This is a genomic window from Agrobacterium sp. K11, assembly GCF_059429395.1.
In genome coordinates this window covers 1-17,842 of sequence record NZ_JCAHRB010000016.1, presented here as the reverse complement: position 1 = coordinate 17,842, position 17,842 = coordinate 1, and the positions used below count along the sequence as shown (strand labels likewise).

General features: G+C 55.8%; 17 protein-coding genes and 1 pseudogene. 8 read left to right on the top strand and 10 right to left on the bottom strand.

The annotated features are described in order from the left end of the window. Window positions 1–165: 165 nt before the first annotated feature. The gene (locus tag AC5SEO_RS24930; RefSeq protein WP_174041393.1) at window positions 166–2,115 is read right to left on the bottom strand and encodes a methyl-accepting chemotaxis protein; all 1,950 of its coding nucleotides are present in this window, start codon (window positions 2,113–2,115) and stop codon (window positions 166–168) included. A gap of 362 nt (window positions 2,116–2,477) precedes the next feature. Continuing rightward, entirely contained in the window at window positions 2,478–2,807 is a 330-nt protein-coding gene (locus AC5SEO_RS24925) for a hypothetical protein (protein ID WP_162705675.1), read from the bottom strand. A 798-nt stretch (window positions 2,808–3,605) separates the two neighbouring features. Here AC5SEO_RS24925 and AC5SEO_RS24920 point away from each other — a divergent pair. Continuing rightward, entirely contained in the window at window positions 3,606–4,601 is a 996-nt protein-coding gene (locus tag AC5SEO_RS24920) for an ornithine cyclodeaminase family protein (protein WP_495364122.1), read from the top strand. A gap of 2 nt (window positions 4,602–4,603) precedes the next feature. Then, window positions 4,604–5,572 carry a threonine/serine dehydratase family protein gene (locus tag AC5SEO_RS24915; RefSeq protein ID WP_025591382.1) on the top strand — a complete coding sequence of 323 codons (969 nt, stop codon included), beginning with the start codon at window positions 4,604–4,606 and terminating at the stop codon, window positions 5,570–5,572. Between the two features lie 22 nt (window positions 5,573–5,594). Here AC5SEO_RS24915 and AC5SEO_RS24910 read toward each other — a convergent pair whose 3' ends face one another. The 3 genes from AC5SEO_RS24910 to AC5SEO_RS24900 form a co-directional block, all read right to left on the bottom strand. After that, window positions 5,595–5,948 (bottom strand): HipA domain-containing protein, encoded by a 354-nt coding sequence (locus tag AC5SEO_RS24910; RefSeq protein WP_112402046.1) that lies wholly within the window; start codon window positions 5,946–5,948, stop codon window positions 5,595–5,597. Next, entirely contained in the window at window positions 5,936–6,082 is a 147-nt protein-coding gene (locus AC5SEO_RS24905; protein WP_162633828.1) for a hypothetical protein, read from the bottom strand. Before AC5SEO_RS24905 ends, AC5SEO_RS24910 begins: the two co-directional genes overlap by 13 nt. Window positions 6,083–6,586: 504 nt before the next feature. Then, complete coding sequence (locus AC5SEO_RS24900; protein WP_112402048.1) at window positions 6,587–6,853, bottom strand: hypothetical protein; 267 nt, start codon at window positions 6,851–6,853, stop codon at window positions 6,587–6,589. 148 nt (window positions 6,854–7,001) lie between these two features. On the opposite strand from AC5SEO_RS24900, the gene AC5SEO_RS24895 reads away from it, so the two are divergent. Together AC5SEO_RS24895 and AC5SEO_RS24890 are read left to right on the top strand one after the other, a co-directional pair. Continuing rightward, a complete protein-coding gene (locus AC5SEO_RS24895) occupies window positions 7,002–7,613 on the top strand; it encodes a TetR/AcrR family transcriptional regulator (protein WP_112402049.1) in 612 nt (203 codons plus the stop codon). Window positions 7,614–7,830: 217 nt separating this feature from the next. Then, window positions 7,831–8,031 (top strand): BrnA antitoxin family protein, encoded by a 201-nt coding sequence (locus AC5SEO_RS24890; RefSeq protein ID WP_080581035.1) that lies wholly within the window; start codon window positions 7,831–7,833, stop codon window positions 8,029–8,031. Window positions 8,032–8,043: 12 nt separating this feature from the next. Here AC5SEO_RS24890 and AC5SEO_RS24885 read toward each other — a convergent pair whose 3' ends face one another. Beyond that, a complete protein-coding gene (locus AC5SEO_RS24885; RefSeq protein ID WP_003517424.1) occupies window positions 8,044–8,955 on the bottom strand; it encodes an HNH endonuclease in 912 nt (303 codons plus the stop codon). Window positions 8,956–9,005: 50 nt separating this feature from the next. Between AC5SEO_RS24885 and AC5SEO_RS24880 the strand changes: the two genes are divergently transcribed. After that, entirely contained in the window at window positions 9,006–9,350 is a 345-nt protein-coding gene (locus tag AC5SEO_RS24880; RefSeq protein ID WP_495364121.1) for a recombinase family protein, read from the top strand. Window positions 9,351–9,353: 3 nt separating this feature from the next. After that, the gene (locus AC5SEO_RS24875) at window positions 9,354–9,545 is read left to right on the top strand and encodes a hypothetical protein (RefSeq protein ID WP_495364120.1); all 192 of its coding nucleotides are present in this window, start codon (window positions 9,354–9,356) and stop codon (window positions 9,543–9,545) included. Window positions 9,546–9,645: 100 nt separating this feature from the next. On the opposite strand, the pseudogene AC5SEO_RS24870 reads toward AC5SEO_RS24875, so the two are convergent. From AC5SEO_RS24870 to AC5SEO_RS24855, 4 genes and pseudogenes are all read right to left on the bottom strand, one after another. Then, window positions 9,646–9,772 (bottom strand): annotated as a pseudogene (locus tag AC5SEO_RS24870) (transposase); the annotation flags it as partial. A 115-nt stretch (window positions 9,773–9,887) separates the two neighbouring features. Then, on the bottom strand, window positions 9,888–12,977 hold the full coding sequence (locus tag AC5SEO_RS24865) for an efflux RND transporter permease subunit (RefSeq protein ID WP_112402050.1): 3,090 nt from the start codon (window positions 12,975–12,977) through the stop codon (window positions 9,888–9,890). Continuing rightward, window positions 12,974–14,095: an efflux RND transporter periplasmic adaptor subunit gene (locus AC5SEO_RS24860; RefSeq protein ID WP_112402051.1), complete on the bottom strand. Its 1,122-nt coding sequence runs from the start codon at window positions 14,093–14,095 to the stop codon at window positions 12,974–12,976. The genes AC5SEO_RS24865 and AC5SEO_RS24860 overlap by 4 nt, the downstream gene beginning before the upstream one ends. Continuing rightward, the gene (locus AC5SEO_RS24855) at window positions 14,095–15,519 is read right to left on the bottom strand and encodes an efflux transporter outer membrane subunit (protein WP_495364119.1); all 1,425 of its coding nucleotides are present in this window, start codon (window positions 15,517–15,519) and stop codon (window positions 14,095–14,097) included. The genes AC5SEO_RS24860 and AC5SEO_RS24855 overlap by 1 nt, the downstream gene beginning before the upstream one ends. Before the next feature lie 146 nt (window positions 15,520–15,665). Between AC5SEO_RS24855 and AC5SEO_RS24850 the strand changes: the two genes are divergently transcribed. Together AC5SEO_RS24850 and AC5SEO_RS24845 are read left to right on the top strand one after the other, a co-directional pair. Next, a complete protein-coding gene (locus AC5SEO_RS24850; protein ID WP_112402052.1) occupies window positions 15,666–16,352 on the top strand; it encodes a response regulator in 687 nt (228 codons plus the stop codon). A 2-nt stretch (window positions 16,353–16,354) separates the two neighbouring features. Continuing rightward, window positions 16,355–17,641 (top strand): sensor histidine kinase, encoded by a 1,287-nt coding sequence (locus tag AC5SEO_RS24845; RefSeq protein ID WP_112402053.1) that lies wholly within the window; start codon window positions 16,355–16,357, stop codon window positions 17,639–17,641. Window positions 17,642–17,842 lie beyond the last annotated feature (201 nt).

Genomic DNA, 17,842 nt, shown 5'->3' with positions numbered 1-17,842 from the left:
CGACGCGCTGCGTGAAGGACAATGTATTGCGAAGATTGCCAGACATGTTCGTCACCCCTCTGGCATAAACTATGCCACGCAAACGATTTCCGATTGCGTGGCATAGTCCTTGATTAGCGGCGGGGATATCCCCCGCCGATGCTCATGTCGTTGACCGATCGCCGATCAAAACTCCTGCCAGTCGTCCTTTGACGTATCGACAGCAGCGTTACCGGAGAATGCGGATGCAATCTTGCGGCCAAGCGCGCGTACGGGGGATGCCACGTATCTGTCGTTGCCGCCGGCATTGCGAACCGGAGCGGGCTGGCTCTTCTGCTGATAGGCGGTATCGGCGAGCTTGAACTGCGCGAGAAGCTGGTTGAGCGAAGCTACCTCCTTGGCCAGATTGTGGCTGGCGGCGTTGGTCTCTTCCACCATGGCAGCATTTTTCTGCGTGTCCTGGTCCATCTGGTTGACCGCGGTATTGATCTGCTGGAGGCCGGAGGATTGCTCCTGCGCGGATTCCACGATGGAGACGACGTGCCGGTTGATTTCCTGCACTTCCGATACGATCGTCGCCAGCGCCTTGCCGGTGTCGCCCACCAGCTGAACGCCCTGCTGCACCTGATCGTTCGAGGTGGTGATCAGCGCCTTGATTTCCTTGGCCGCATTGGCGGAGCGTTGCGCAAGCTCGCGCACCTCCTGCGCGACAACGGCAAAGCCCTTGCCCGCCTCGCCCGCACGCGCAGCTTCCACGCCGGCATTCAGCGCCAGAAGGTTGGTCTGGAAGGCGATTTCGTCGATCACGCCGATGATGTTGCTGATCTCGTTGGCCGATTTGGAGATCTGCTCCATGGCGACCACGGCGCGGCGTACCACTTCGCCGGATTGTTCGGCACCTGCCTTGGCGCGGCTGACGATCAGGCCGGCCTCCTGCGCGCGCTTGGTGGAATCCTTCACTGTCGTGGTGATCTCTTCCAGAGCGGCAGCGGTTTCTTCCACGGCTGCTGCCTGCTGTTCGGTACGCTTGGCCAGATCGTCGGCGGCCGATTTGATCTCGTTTGCGCCCGCGCCGATGCCACCGGCATTCTGCGCAACGCGGGTCAATGCCGATTGCAGCTTTTCGGCGGACATGTTGAAGTCGTTACGAACGCCGTCGAGTGTCGCCGTGAACGGCTGGCCGATGCGGTAGGACACATCGCCATCCGAAAGCTTCGAAAGACCGGTTGCAAGATTGTCGACGGCAAATTTGACGTCGGCAGCTTCCTTGGCCTTCTGCTGCTCGCGCGCGATGCGTTCCTTTTCCGAAAGGCTGCGATTGGCTTCTGTTTCCTGTTCAAGGCGGATGCGCTCGATCGCACTCTCGCGGAACACCTGAACGGCAACCGCCATCTGGCCGACTTCGTCCTTGCGGTCCATGCCATCGATCTCGGCTGCCGTATCGCCGCCTGCCAGCGACACCATACGCTCCCGCAGGCGGGCAATCGGCGTTGTGATGCCACGCGAGGCCACGAACAGCGCGAGAATGATGCCGGCTGCAAAGCTGATGCCAACCACAACAAGCGAGGTCAGGATCGTGGAATTCGTCTGGTCACTCAGATCGTCGCTGCCTTTTGCAACACCCTTGGCAAGCTTGTCCAGCAACGAGCCTATTTCGTTTCCGGCCGCGCGAATTTGCCCATCAGCCTTCAGGAGTTCCGCCGCGGACTCCTGATTACGATTAGCGGAGCCAAGCTCGACGGCCTTATCCGTGCTTGTGATGATGCTCTGAGATTGTTTGAGCAGTTTGTCGATTGTGGCCGTCTCTTCCGGGAATATGGCCTTGACGTTGTTCAATCGCGAGATCAGTTCGCCTTTGTCGGCGTTATACTCGCCTTTGGCGATGGCGAAATCCGGAATGGAGGTGTCATATGCCATTACCTGATAAGCACCGTAAGCCACCGCCTGAAGATTGCGGTTGGCACGAGAAAGCTCGACAAGCGCGGCATTATCGCCGGCAATGAATTCTGAATAGAGCGTGTCCGCGTTTTTGTAACGGGCGGACATATATACTGTTGCACCCAGACCGATGATGCAGAGCGGTAGAATGAGCGACAGAATTTTGGTGCGGATACTGGCATTCTGGAGAAATGACACGGATAACCTCAGGGCATGAATACCGCTCCTTCCCCGTGCCGGAGGTGTTCGGCAAGACTGACATTGCACGTCGCGTAACCTCGATCATCAAGGCTTCGGTAGCCGCATCATCGGCTCTGATCGCAACTGCATCATGCATGCGCCGAAAAACGCCGGCCTGCCCCCTCAAATACGGGCAGGTCACCATTCCGCGGGCGAAACGACAGCCCCGCCAAAAGGCGGAAACGCCGGGCCGCATTTCGCAAAACACGGACTAGAACCAATTGTTCCACGGCCGTGCTTCGCTGGTTTTCTTGCGATTAGTTATAGTTAAATACTTTACAATTTCTTCATGCCCAAACGGGCGCAGGAGATACCAATATCTAAAAGATCAGCGTGCGATTAGCCATCCTGACAAGTTGGGCGATTTTTCTTCCAGCCTCGAGCATCACATGCCTTGGGTGATCAAGCAGATACGGACGGATATGTTCAACCTCGAAGCCTTGAGGTGCAACTCGCAGCGCGTCGATGAGTTTTCGGAGCTTGATATCGAGAAAGCGATTTTGCACGAAGCTGACAATTAGACGAAATCTTATATAGAACTGATGGTCCAGTTCCGACCAGCACGCGCCTCGACCGTCTGCTGGCGTTAGAGTTGAGAGTTTCGCGTTCGCCGCTGCAAACGCTTCATGACGGCGGTATGCTTCAGACAAATTCTGACCGCGCCAACGTCCTGCGGCGGCGCATCAAAACTGGTACGCAGGTTATCTTCGACCTCTCCACCGAGGCCGAACGACTGCAACTGTGGAGACCTTTAGCGACGAGTTAGCCCGGTATTGCCGTATCACAAAGGCCCGAAATTTCAGGCCCTTCGCGATTTCACACCTCGTTTTCAGCAAACGTTCTTGCCTCATTCTGTCCTGCCGTTGTTTCGCGGGATATCAACGCGATGCCCTCAAGCGGGTGCTAGAGAATATAAGGCCTTATTTAGTCCGTTTGATCATCTACCGGAAATTGCCCCCGCTTCTGAATGGCCATATCGACTGGACGATGATTAGTCAGGCCTGTGGGATCGAAGCCGAGTTGACGGCAGAACTGAAAAAGCAGCCCCGGCCAAGCTTGCATGCAATCATCCGCCGGCTCGGCGCATCAGCGGCCGAAGAACGACGACCGCCAAAGCCGACAGTTAGCTCGAGCAAAATGGCACCCGCCAAGAAGGCAGCATCCGCACGCTCCGCCCGACAGCCACAACGCGCGGCAGTGGACGATGTTAGCGATCGCAAATCTCTTCGCGGCTCGTGCGCCTGGTGGGTTGGTAACATTAGATACGACCGTTCTTCCCATTGTCTGAGGACAGCAAATTTTCTGCGAAAGCAGGAGCCTAAATCGCAACAATCTGCTTGCAACGGGTTCGCATATGACTGGAAATAGTGCTCTGACCGGTGATGATTAAAAAATAAATGTCACACACGCCCATAACTCCGGTGGTCGCGAACGAACTGAGGTCAGCGATGCAGACGCTTCTACTTAACAAGAATCAAGTGAGGCGGCTCATCGACTTGAAACAAGTCATCGGCGCTGTCGAAGACGCCTATAAAGCCTATAGCAGCAATCAGGTCGAGCAGCCCGAGTACATTGGGATTAGTCTTCCTGCCAGGCGGGGAGAGATTGATTTCAAGCTGGGCTATCACAAGCAGGCTGAAATCATTTCGATGAAAGCACATTCCGGGGGATTTACCCGAAATCCTGAGGAGCATGGCGTACCGAACAGCATGGGGACAATTCTCCTTTTCGATGCCAGGAGCTGTGCATTGATCTGCGTCATGGACGGAAGCCTGATCACGGGGCTCCGCACCGGGGCCGCCGGAGCTGTGTCCGTCAAAGCGCTTGCAAGACCGAACGGCCGTGTTGTCGCTTCGATCGGCACAGGCAGTCAGGCGAGAATGCAGATCCGGGCAATCAACGAGGTCATACAAATCCAGGAAATCCACGCCTGGAGCCGCACCCCTTCGGCTTTGTCCGACTACAAGAACGATATCGAACGCGAATTCGCAATTCCCGTAATCATCGCCCCCTCCAAGAAGGAGGCCGTTGAGAAAGGCGACATTTTGATCACGACAACGCGGGGCAAAGGTGATGTCGTACAGGCGGACTGGGTGAGGCCCGGCACGCACATTGTCGCGATCGGTACGGATCAGCGGGGCAAACAGGAGCTGGACCCCGAGCTTTTCACACACGCCAAGATCGTTGTTGATTCCATCCAGCAATGCACACAAAAGGGTGAAACGTGGCACCCGCTGCAAACTAACATTATCACAATGGCCGATATTCACGCTGAAATCGGAGAGCTGCTGCTGGGTGCGAAGCACGGCCGGACAAGCGATGATGAAATCACCATTTTCGATTCCACCGGTATGGCGATACAGGACAACACCACAGCCGGAACGATCTACGAAAAAGCCATTGCCGCCAATGTCGGCACCTTCTTTTCATTTTTCGAGCAGTAGCCATGAACAGTTTTCCGACGATACAAGATATACTCGACGCCCGCACCCGACTGAAACCCCATGTCAGACACACGCCACTACTGCGCGCGGACAAGATTGGGGAGACCGTTGGCTGCAATCTCTACCTCAAGCCTGAAACCCTGCAGATTACCGGAGCCTTCAAAATAAGGGGGGCGCTGAACAAGGCTCTTTCGCTTTCCAAGGAAGAAATCGCAAACGGCATCATTGCGACATCGTCGGGCAATCATGCACAGGGACTTGCCTATGCCGCTAGGATGCTGGGTGTGAGGGCGATATTGGTGCTGCCTGTTAACACGCCCAAAATCAAGATTGAGAACACAAAGGCCCTTGGGGCAGAGGTCGTCCTATTCGACGGCGACACTGCGGCCAGATGGAAAAGGGTCTATGAAATCGCTGCAGAAAACCACTATGCCCCGATCCACGCATTTGAAGATCCGATCGTCATGGCCGGACAGGGAACGATCGGCTGTGAAATACTCGATGATCTTCCCGAGGTGGATACGGTCGTCGTGCCGGTCGGCGGCGGCGGACTGATTTCAGGGATCGCCACGGCCATAAAAGAGACCAGACCCAGTGTGCGCGTGATCGGGGTGGAGCCCGCGCTGACACCGAAGTACTTCCAGAGCCGTATTAACAAGACGCGGACCTCGCTACCCTTGCAGAACACAATAGCAGATGGTCTGAGAATCAGCGTTCCCGGCCAGAACCCTTATCCCATCATCGAGAAATATGTCGACGAAATCGTCCTCGTCGACGATCACTATATTGTTGAGGGTATGCGCGCTTTGGCAAAGGATGCAAAGCTCATTGCCGAACCTGCAGCCGCTATCACGGTCGGAGCACTGCTGGCGGGTGCGCTCGACGTCAAGCCTGAAGAAAAAGTCTGTGCCGTCCTTTCCGGCGGAAACTGGGATCTGGGCGATCTCGCAGCAGTCTATGTTGACAGGTGACTCCCGCCAAACTCGAGCCAAGCTATCCAAAACTGTCCAGGCGTTCGCCCACAATCTCCCGCACCTGCGCCGCTCTTTCAGCGCCCACTGATCTATCTGTCAGCGGCGGCGGTAGCGCAAGCTGTTCCAATCCGCGCGCAAGCACTGCTCTCATTTCATCCATGGCCTTATCCGCCGCCGCCGGAATACCCGCTGTCGCTGCGCAACGCTTGAAATCGGCTCTCTTCAGTCGTTCATCCTTGCCGCTGATTTTGAAGGCCATGCGGCCATGGTGCAGGTTCGGAAACACCAGCGTTGTTACCGCATCATAGAGCGGCGCCATGCGAACCGAGCTGAAATCTCCTGTCCTTGGCGCTGCAATCTTCAGAAGCGCCATATTCGCACCGTCTGGTCTATATCGTCGTCGGCGTCGACATAGATGCCGCGCATTAGCTGTACAAGCTTGCCAGCCTCGGCTTGGCGAAAGCCGCGAGTTTTGTCGATGTTTTCGCCGACGAGATAGAGGGGCATGTATGTAGCTTTCGCAGACTTCAGATACGAGAAAGTTACATTGCCCGACCGTAAAGCGCTCGTGTCTGAGGCTACGATACTGCTTTCTAAATGGAGATCTTGTCGCCTTGAGCGGAGTCGCACCAGCGACCCGCAATAGGCATGGTGGTAATGGTCGGATCGAGGGGCGTAGATTATCGCACCAATTGGTGCCATGAGCGCGTCTCCATCTGGGAGCTAGCTATGCGCACTTAATGAGATGGATTCTTGATCCAGCATATACTCGCGATCCTGCGAAGCAGCCTGCTCACGCTCAGTCATAAAGTCGGATGTCGTCTCCGCTCCTTTAAACCAACTGCCCCAGATCTCACCGGCTGGTACAATGACGCGAGTGCGTTCCACTCCATATGCATGCCTCCGAATTGCATCGACAACGACGTAGCCCATGAACGGATGTCTAGGAATGGGGCCATCTTGTATCACCGCGGATAAGCCCGACTTGCGGGATGGTGATGCAGGCCACATTCACATATGGGCAGCGCAAGGCTTAAAGAAACCTGCGAACAAGGGCTGTATGGCGGTCGCGAGTGTACGCTTCGATGAAGCTGCAGGACCGCTCGTTTCAAACTGTCCAGCAAATGTTGCGCGATCGCGCGTCGTCAAGGACGTCGCCGCCGAATGCATCAACTCTTTGAAGTCGTCCAGACCAACGTCGTCGGCGCGCATGACTGAACGGATCAGTGGATCTGCGAAAATCTCGGCGAGCGTCATCTCGTCTATCGTCTGTCTCATCTCAGTCTCCTTTCGATAATTCCTAAGCTGTGAAAGCGGGCGATTGCTTGACGGGCTCGCGCCAAGGTGTTACCGGTAAGTAACTTTTGTGATAGTTACCGATCGGTAACACGCATGTCAACACCGCTTGAGGGTAAAAATTAAACTCATGAAATCCGAGACATCTGATCGTGCTTCCGAGCAGAAAATCGCACCTCGTGACCGGATTGTGTCAACGGCCTGTCAACTGTTTCGTGAACATGGGATACGCGGCATCGGTGTTGATGCCATTGCCGAAGCCGCCTCGACCAACAAAATGACGTTATACCGACATTTTGGTTCCAAGGACGATCTTGTGTGTGAAGCGCTCAAGCACAGCTCTCGAACGCTCAATAAAGCCTGGGAAGATCTCGAAACAGAGAACCCGGGCGACCCGAGGGCTCAGCTCAAGGCATGGGTTAACGCGCGCGCACAATGTCTTTCCAGCGAGCCCTTTGGATGCGATTTGGCCAATGCTGCGGTAGAGTTGAAGGAGCAAGGACACCCTGCACATGCGATAATAGAAACGTTGAAGATGGAACAGCATTCCCGGCTTGCCGATCTTTGTCGTTCGACAGGTGTAAGCGATCCTGAACTTTTGGCTGATACGCTATCCATGCTGTTGGAGGGAGCACGCGTCAGCAAACTTGCCGCCGGCAAAGAAGGTCCGTCAATGCGGTTTACGCGTGCGTGTGAAGCGGCGATGGTCTCGTTTGGTCTAGGCGCACAGGCTTCTGCCTGATCCTGGTGGTGCAAGAATGAAGTGCCACTGAAAGAGCAAAGGTGCATGTTGATCGGCCAACTTAGAGTAACCTTCGCGATAAGCGTTCTCTTCCGGATTGAGGGGCGGTTGACCAGTTTATCAGCAGCAATTGCGTTATTTCGGCTGCCCACCAAATGTGGGGTGCGACCACCGCTGTTTTGACATACAGCCTGAAAGTAGAAATTGACCGGCTGCGCTGTTCAAACCGGCGCAGAAGGTCGCAGCTCCAGCCGTTGAACGGTCCGCAATCTCCAACACCAAGGAGCTTGTATCCTTGAAAATCGACAGTGATGTCCTTTCGCATTTTCAGGCGGACGGTCCGAGCTGGCAAGAGCGCATCAACGATACCTTGCGAGCCGCAATGAATGTGTCCCATCAAGCACTTGAACGGATTTGAGCCGTTGGCGCGCTATTGCTTAAAGGTATTCTCGCGATGCCATCTCAGAAATTGTGGATGCGGGCGTTCGTGAACACCTGCCGGTACGATCGCTCTTCCGGTCTTGTTGATAAGACCTTGGATGCTGCCGCGGTCGTTCGCTTGACGCGAAACCAGGACCTCAAGATCGTCCGACAAGCCGATAAGGCCGCGATCGAACATCCAGTGTGCCGTGCCAGAGAGCGCGATGCCATTCGACAGAATATCCGGGCCGTCCGCTTCAACCGGGCGAATATGGGCGGCATCAACCTCCGCGCGGCCGCCGCCATTGATCAGCTTCAAGCCTGTTATCGCGCATCGTTTGTCGTAGGCCTGCAAGATCAGTCGGCGAAACAGGCGATCGCGAACGATACGCGATGAAAGCTGTGTGACCCGCACCCTTTCCTCTTCGAACATAAATGGAGCTTGAATGCCGCCCGAGAATCCGGCGCCAGTTGGCCTGTCTATTGCCTCGCCCGATCGCGGCAGTTCCGGTTGATCCTCTGCCAGGCCAATTGACAAGATACGATTGAAGTCTGCGGCTGAGATCGGCCGCACGGCTGCTTGCGCCCTTCCCGAAATTCGCCCCGCGTCGTTGAGCACTCCCCGCTCGATCACGCCATCTGGCCCGCTGAAAGGAACAGCGTTGACGAAATCGAGATAGCTGCCGGGTTCGATCAGAGCCAGATGCATACCGGACGCTTTGGGGTCTGGAATGACCTGTGCGACCTTGGCGACCGCGAAATATCCGCGCGTCGCCGCAACCTTTCGAGGCTCGTAGTATATGACCCAATCTCCAACGCAGGCTTGGACGCGGCCGAGATACTGGCTCGGAAACTGATATTCCTCAGCCGGACTGTCGTCGTAGATTGAATCTGTGCGGTGAATGAAAACCCCGAATCCCATATTCGATCTCTACCATGGTGATCGCGATACAAACAGGGAGATCGGTCATTATGCATGCCCTCAAGCGCATCGTGCTTTACACGCGTTATGCAACAGATCAACAAGACCTCGCTTGGATCACAACCCAGCCCGATCTCGGAAAGCAATTCGTTCCGCGACAAGGCTGGCATTTGGCCGACACTTTCGTCGACGCCTATGTAAGCGGTTCGTCTTTCGAGACGCGGCCTGGGCTCCAGGCCGCTTTGGCGGTGGCGAAGACCGGCGCCTATGGCGTGTTTCTCTGCCTTACTCTCGATCGCCTTTCCCGCGGCCTTCAGCACAGTGCCCAAATTCTCAAGATCCTGCAGTTTCATGATGTTGATTTGTGGAAGGTTCACGGCGCCGCGGCGGTGTGATTGATGGAACTTGGATTGAGGGCGGTTCTCAGGCAGGAAGTGCTCGAACAAGTTCGCTACCGCGTGCGCGCAGGCATGAAGACCGTGGCCAAACAGGGGCGGGTGCCAGGCGGTATCTTTTACGGCTACAGAGTGCGACGTGAGTTCGATGATAGTGGGGAGCCGGTTCGCGGCCTGCGTTCGATTGACATTTAGGATGTCGCGCTCCTCGGTGGCGCGAGCCAGTTCCTTCTTCAGCCGCTTGATCTCATCAGCCTCGTCGCTGCCTTGACGTTCAACGAAGCAAACTTCTTCTTCCATTCGTAAAGCGAATGCTGACTGACGCCGAGCCGCTGCGAAACCTCCGCAACCGGATAGCCTCGCTCTGTGATCTGACGCACCGCGTCACGCTTAAACTCTTCGCTGAAATTCGATTTCCTCATGGATTGGGAAAGAAGGTGTCTGCAAATCTAGGGTTATTCGCTGTATCGTCATCGGTGGGGCGCAGTTTCCGGCGACCCAATGCAGAGCCGGTGTCCCCGGCAGGTCCTGCATGCGTTAGACTTGTGGCGTGGAAAATCCCTCTGCCTGCTTGGTTTCGCCCCCTCCGATCCTCGCCTTGAGCCATACAAGCGCGTCATCCAGGAAAGTGAAGACCACAGGAATGACCAGAAGGCTTAGGAAGGTGGAGGTAATCAATCCGCCTATGACAACGATACCCATGGGTTGGCGAAAGCTTGAGTCTCCCGAGACGAGACTCAACGCTGCGGGCAGCATGCCGCCGGCCATAGCGATGGTGGTCATGATAATGGGTCGTACTCGCTTGTGGCAGGCATCGACAAGGGCGTCGTAGCGAGACATGCCGGCACGTCGTGCCTCAATGGCGTACTCCACGAGAAGGATCGAGTTTTTCGAGACAATTCCCATCAGTAGGATCAGACCGATAACAGCAGGCATTGAAAAGCTCGTACCTGTCAGCACCAAAGGCAGCAGAGCGCCGCCGAGCGCCAGCGGCAGAGCCATCAAAATAGTCACAGGCTGGAGGAAATCATGAAACAGAAGGACCAGAACGGCATAGATACAGAAAATGCCGATCGCCATGGATGTGCCGAAACTACTGAACAGCTCACTCTGACGTTTTAATTCGCCCTGCTCCACGAACTTCACGCCCTGCGGCAGGTTTTTATAGCCGGGCAACTGTGCGGCTTCTGCGGTCACGTCGGAGAGGTTCCTGCCATTTAACTCGACAGTCAGCGAGACGTTGCGCGATCGGTCAAGCCGATCGATCTGACTGGGGCTGGAGCCAATCGAGATGTCGGCGATAGCACCCAGCGAGATCTTGCTTTCTTTACCATCGACTGGGATCAGCGAGATAGCATCCAATGACTGACGGCTTGCGGTGTCGAGCATCACGCGAATGGCGACCTGGCGTTCGGGCAGATTAAGCTTCGACAGAGCTGTATCATACGCACCAGCAGTCGCCACGCGAATGGCTTCGGCGATGGCCTTGGACGTCACACCAAGAGAGGCCGCCTGCGCAAGGTCGGGTTTTATGGTGACCTCCGGAGTCTGCATGGCCGCGGATGAAGTGACATTGCCGATCCCTGGAAGCGTGCGCAAATCAGTTTCAAGGCTTGCCGCCGCCTGTTCAAGAAGGTCAGAATTGTCGCCTGCAAGCGTCAGCGTGAGCTTTGTCCCATTGCCTCCGGAGCCTATTTCCAGGCGAACGCCGGGCAACTGCTCCAAGGCTTTTCGCAAATCATTTTCGATCTCCGACTGCTTTATATCCCGGTCGTCAATCGGCGTTAGATTGACGACGATTGTCGCACTGTTAGTGCTTGAATTTGACGTACTGTTCATCCCGCCCGTGGACGCTGTTCCGGTTGACTGAAACACCGAGGTGACGTGGTCTACGCCTGCGATGATTTCGGATGCTTTTCGCGCCGCCTCGTCAGTCGCTTCAATCGTCGATCCATATGGCGTGGTGAGGGTAATTTGCGTTCGACTGTCATCGGAGGCTGGGAAAAAGCCCGTCGACAAATGAGACAACAGAAGGATCGTGAATGCCAGAAACCCGACCGTCCCAAGCACTGGAATCCAGCGGCGGCGCAACGCACCCTTTACCAGCCAGAGGTAGCTCCGCATCAGGCGGCCGTCCTCTTCGTGTGTCTTGCCACTGGCCTTCATCATATACGCTGCCATCATTGGCGTTAGCAATCGCGCAACCAGAAGCGAGGCGAGAACGGCAACTGACGCAGTAATACCGAACTGCTTGAAAATGATGCCCGGAATGCCGCCCATGAAAGCTGTTGGAAGGAAGACCGCGACCAAGGTAAACGTCGTGGCAATAACAGCCATGCCGATTTCGTCAGCTGCCTCCATCGCCGCCTCGAAGGGGCTTTTACCCATGTTGAGGTGTCGCTCGATATTTTCTATCTCGACAATGGCGTCATCCACGAGAATCCCGACCACAAGTGAAATCGCCAGCAGTGTAATTGTGTTCAACGTATAGCCAAGCAGGTACATCACGAGAAAAGTCGGTATGATCGACAGCGGCAGGGCAACAGCCGCGAGAAGCGTCGCACGCCAGTCGCGCAGAAACAGCCACACGACGAAAACGGCGATGAGCGCGCCCTCATAGACCATGTGCATCGAGGATTCGTAGTTTTGCTCGGTGGGTACGATGGTGTTGTAGGCTTCTTCGATTGTCACGCCCGGATTGGCCGCAGCAAATACCGTCATCGCGTCGCGAACTTTCTCGGTAACCGCCGTATCAGAATAGCCTTTTGAACGCTTGATCTGAGCGGCAATCACGGGTTTGCCATTCAGGTAGGCAAGTGAGGTAAGATCGTTGTGGGTATCTGTTACCGTTCCGAGTTCGTCCAGTCGAACCCAACTCCCGGCAGGTAAGGGTATGGGCAATGATCGGAGCTGTTCTACACTGTTTGCCGTTGCAAGCGTCCGGACAGACTGACTTTCGCCGCCGATTCTGCCCTTGCCACCAGACAGATCGGACTGCACCGCTTCGACCTGGCTGTTGACATCACTCGCGGTCAAACCAAGGCCATCGAGGAGATTTGCGTTGAGCTCTACCCTGACTTCTCTATCGACCCCGCCAAGGCGACTGACTTCACCAACACCGTCCACAGCCATCAGCGCCCGCGACAGATCGTTGTCGATGAACCAAGAAAGCTCAGCAGAATCCAATTTGTCTGAATGCACGACGTAGGTGATGAGTGGCGAGGCGTTCAACGACTGTTTCGAAACGGTCGGCGCGTTCATTTCTTCCGGCAGGTCGCTCTTTGCCTCGTCGACAGCACTCTTGACCTCATCCAGTGCTTCCTGGGTGTCCTTTCCAACCTGGAAGGCAACCGAGATGCTAACAGAACCATCCGTGATCGTTGTTGTGACGGAGTCCAGCTTGGAAAGGCCCGTCAGTTCATCCTCGATCTTGCGAGCCACTTCCGTTTCGAGCTGAGACGCCGACGCCCCATCCAGCGAAGCACTGATCTCGATCGTTGGAAGGTCCATATCGGGGAAATTCTGGACGTCGAGGCGATTGAAAGCCCACAGACCACAGGCGGTCAACAGGACGAAAAGCAGAACGGGCGGGACGGGATTGCGGATGGACCATGAGGAGAAATTCACTTTGCTTCCTCCTTTTTGGCAATCGTGGTGCCGTCGGACACTCGCACAACCGAGCCATCTGCGAGGAAAGCACCACCTGCTGTGACGACTTTGTCCGCCTTTTTGATACCAGAAACAATCTCGACACGGTCGCCCTGTCGGCGACCTGTCTCGACGCGCTTCCGCGCAACGGTCACCTTCTCAGCCTCGTTCAAAATGAAGACATAGGAAAACCCGTCCCGGAGCGTGACGGCTGTCGCTGGCACTGTCAGCGCATCGGCGTGGTCGAACGCGAAGTAGCCGCTGGCGAGTATGCCGGTCTTCGGGGTTTGCATTCCTGCCTCGGGCTGGAGGGTCACGTAAACCGTGACCCGACCATTATTTGTCGACGTAGTGGGTGAAACCAACCTAACCTCGCCACTAATATTGCCGTCAGGGGTCGGTATCACTGCTTTCGTTCCTTGCTTTACTTCGGCCAACCGCTTTACCGGCAACTCCGCTTGCCATTCTACCCTGCTTTGCCGGATGAGCTTGAACAGTTCGTCACCGGCATTCACGACGTTACCGAGAGATGCCGAACGCGCAGATATGATCCCGTCATCGACGGCGTAAACCTTTGTCCGGTCCAGTGTCAGTTGCGAAGATGCCAACGCGGCTTTCGCAGAGAGGACGTCGGCTTTCGCCTTGCGCTCGCTGATCAGATACTCTGTCGTTTGCTGCTTCGACAACGCACCGGACCCCGTCAGTCCTCGGGCGCGATCCGCATCCGCAACCGCTTGATCGAGCGCCGCTTCCTGCTTTTCGACCGTCGCTTGCTGCTGTTCCAAATCCGCCTGCGCCGTATCAGCGGAGAACTGCACCAGCAGGTCTCCCTTTTTAACCGTCGCACCGATATCTGCTTTGACGTCGATGATTTTAAAGCCGCTAACCTCAGCGGCGATGACCGCTTCATCCCATGCGGCAAGTCGACCACTCGCAGGAATAGTCACCGGCCAGTTCAAGAGCTGGGGGTTGGAGACGCTCACTGTCAAAGCTGCAGCTTGAGAGTCGGTCTGTACGGCGTCTTCGCTACGGGCCGACTGCGGCATGAAAGTTACGGCAATGGCCATGGCGAGAGAGGAAAAAGCGGATCTACGCATCAGTGTGTTCCAGTCATAAGGGTATTCGAGGCGCCAGCCGGAGCGGACCAACCGCCTCCCAGGGACTTGTAGAGTGCGATCCAGTATCGGACCGCGTCGCGCCTGATTTCGATGAGGGTGATGGCGGCAGACTGTGCCGAGCGACGCGCCTCTTCCCGGTCGAGGATGCTGACGCCACCAGATTTCCAATTCTCATCGACCGAGCGGAAATAGCTTTGATAGTTATCAGCGGCCATCTTGGCATCGCCGATACGTTTCAAAGCCGTGTTGACGCGAATGAGGGCTGTTTCCACGTCTGCGACAGCCGTCAAGACGCCGGACTTGTAACTTGCGACAGCAACATCGTAATCCGCCACTGCACTTCTGACGGCAGCCCTTTTGGTGCCGCCATCAAAGAGCGGTATCGACAATGCAGGACCAAAGGACCACGGTATCGATCTGCCGGTTACGGTGGATTCGCTGATTGAAATGGATCCACTCAAGCTGAGACTTGGATAAAGGTCGGCCTTTGCCGCGCCAACATCCGAAACCGTTGCTGCGACCTCAGCTTCCAGCGCATTGACGTCAGGCCGTTGCCTCAAAACCTCCGCCGGTACAGAGGCGATCTGCAACGATGAAGGCTGTGGAATGCTACTTTTCCCCTGGTCCAGCAATTTTCTGATCACCACTTCATCGGTAGCAGTCAGTTGTACCAGCGACTTGACAATGATTTCGCAGTCACCACGTTGGGCGGTCAAATTTGACGAGGATGTCGCCGCACTTGCGCGGGAGAGCGCCAAATCGGCAGTTGACGTGAAGCCGGACTGTGCTGACTTTTCAGTGGCGCGCAGCGTCTCTCTCTGCGACGCGAGCTCGTCGCGGTAAAGCTTTTCCAACTGGCGACACGCGCGATACTGGACGTAGTAATCACCGACCTCGGCTGCGACGGAAATCCGTGCGTCATGCCATGACCAGACCTTGCCTCGGGCTCTCGAAGCCGCAGCCTGTGTTTCTTTCTTAGTCTTGCCGAACAAATCAAGTTCCCAGGCTGCGTCGAGACCACCACTTTTGTTCGTTCCGGCTACAATCTTATTGAGGTCATCGCCTTTGTTGCCCTCGCGCGATGCAGAGGCAGATCCATCCAGCGACGGGAAGAGGCCCGCACGAGCGCTATCCAGCGTCGCACGCGCCTTGTCGATATTGCCGACGGCTTCTTGAACGGTCGGATTTTCCCGTTCCGCCAGTGTTAGCAATTCCGTCAGCGAAGGATCTTTAAAGCTTGCCCACCACGCGACGAGATCAGTAGGGCGTCCTCCATGCGGCAACGTCGCGTGCCAATAGGCTGACACGACAGAATTTGAAGTTTTGAGGGTGTCAAGGGCGGTACAACCGCTGAGTACCGCCAACGTGGCGAGGACGGAACCTGAAGAGAAGACTATACGCATGATCCGGGCTGCCTTTAAGCTGTCGGCTGCACTATAGGGATCGCGATGTTAATGTCGGTCAAGAACGTGTTAAGTTATGTAAAACTGCTGTATTTACGGGCGTCATGCCTTAAACAATTCAAGCATCGACGCGACGGATGCAAGACATGCCTAAGGTGCTTTTAATCGATGATGACATCGAGCTAACAAATCTGCTCTGCGAATACCTGACCGAAGAAGGCTTCGCGGTTGACACCACAGACGACGGCAGAACCGGTGTCGTTGTAGCAACAACGACGTCACTCGATCTCATTGTCCTCGACATCATGATGCCCCGTATGAACGGCCTCGATGTGTTGCGGAAAATCCGGCAGGTTAGCGATGTCCCGGTTCTGATGTTGACGGCCCGCGGTGATGACATTGATCGTATTTCCGGGCTTAATCTTGGCGCGGACGACTATGTCGCCAAACCCTGTTCGCCAGGAGAACTGGCCGCTCGAATCCGCGCGATTCTTCGTCGATCTAGCCGAAGCGAACGGGATGGTAGGCTGGAGGTGCTGAAAACGGGCGCGCTGACGCTATATCCTTCAACCCGCAGAGCCGAGTGGTCCGGTACCCAGCTCGAACTGACCGGCACCGAGTTCAGTCTGCTCGAGGTGCTTGTCCGTTCTTCCGGCCAGTTGGTTTCCAAACAGGATATCTCGTTGCGCGCCTTCGGCAAGCCACTGACCGCATTTGATCGCCGCATCGATGTCCATATCAGCAGTATCCGCCAAAAGCTCGGAACCCGCGAAGACGGGCAGCCGTGGATTCAGGCTGTAAGAGGCCGCGGCTATCAGCTGTTAGAGGGCTAGTGATGCATCGACTATTCTGGAAATTTTTCAGCGTGGTCTGGCTTGCCATGGCAGGGTCGATAGCACTGCTGTTTGCAATTAGCACCATGTTCCAATCCCCTTTTGAAGAAGAAGTCGCCAACCGCGAACACAGGCTTGCCCTGGAAACAACGGCCCAGGTCCTGCAATCAGATGGATATGACGCTGCAAAGAAGCTGGTGGCAGCCATGCAGCGTACCGGTCGCGAATTATCCATTCGGATCAGCCCGGTTGGTCCAGCATTCGACTGTGGGGTTAAGGCGGGACATGATCTAATTGTGAACGCGGTGAGCGACGGGAATTGCTACGAGGTCCAGATCGCCGGCTCGCCTCAGGGTGTTATTTCAAAAACCTGGCCGCGGACAGTGCCGTGGTTAGCCGCCCTCATGGCAGCGGCGGCAGCTGCCTACTGGCTCGCCCGGTACTTTATCACCCCCGTGGAGCAGCTTCGATACGGGTTGCGAGCCATAGCCAATGGCCAACTCGATGTTCGAATAGCGCATACAATTGGCAGCAAGCGCGACGAAGTTGCCTCTCTGGCGCACGACCTCGACATTACGGCAGCACGCCTTCAGGAACTCCAGATTGCACAGCAACAGTTGTTTCACGATGTCTCTCACGAGATACGTTCACCCCTGTCAAGATTACAGGCGGCTATCGGCGTCTTGCAACAAAACCCGGCGCGGTTGACCGCAATGATCGAGCGAATGGGAAGAGAAGTCGAACGCTTAGATGAATTGGTCGGCGGAATCCTAACTCTGGCGAGGCTTTCGGAACGAAACGCTCCGCGCTTTGATCGACAAACACTGGATGTTGTCGATCTCGTGAGGGAGATTGTCGAGGATGCGAGTTTCGAAGGTCAGTCACGCGATATTAGGGTTCAATATGAAGGCGTCGACACATTCGTTGCTTCCGTCAACGGAGAATTGATTTACCGGGCGCTAGAAAACGTGATCCGCAATGCAATTGCCTACACCAGAGACAAGACATCTGTTCTCGTCACTTCGGAAGTACACGGTCAGCAACTTTCACTCTCCATCCAGGATGCGGGACCTGGCGTACCGGACGCGGAACTGGACGCTATTTTCCAACCGTTCTCACAGAGTTCCACCGTCACGACGCGCTCGGGCTTTGGCCTCGGCCTCGCCATCACCCGCCGCGCTGCCGAATGGCATGGCGGTTGCGCAACGGCCACCAATACGCCGTCAGGTGGACTACGCGTGGAAATCGTGATCCCTGCGAGTTCCCGAGATTCTAGGGCGGTGATTTAACCGCCCATCGTCGCTGTTGGATGGAAGCTGCTGCTGTTTCTCTTCCCCGGTCAAGATGAACTTCGCCACCCCTACAATTTACCCAGCTTTACACGACGTCTACAGCGCTTAACGTCTGGCTCTCTATGGATGTCTGTGGGTTCACCGTAAGCCCACGGTGAAGGCCGTCTTGCGATGACGGCCTGCTGACTGCCAGTCCTA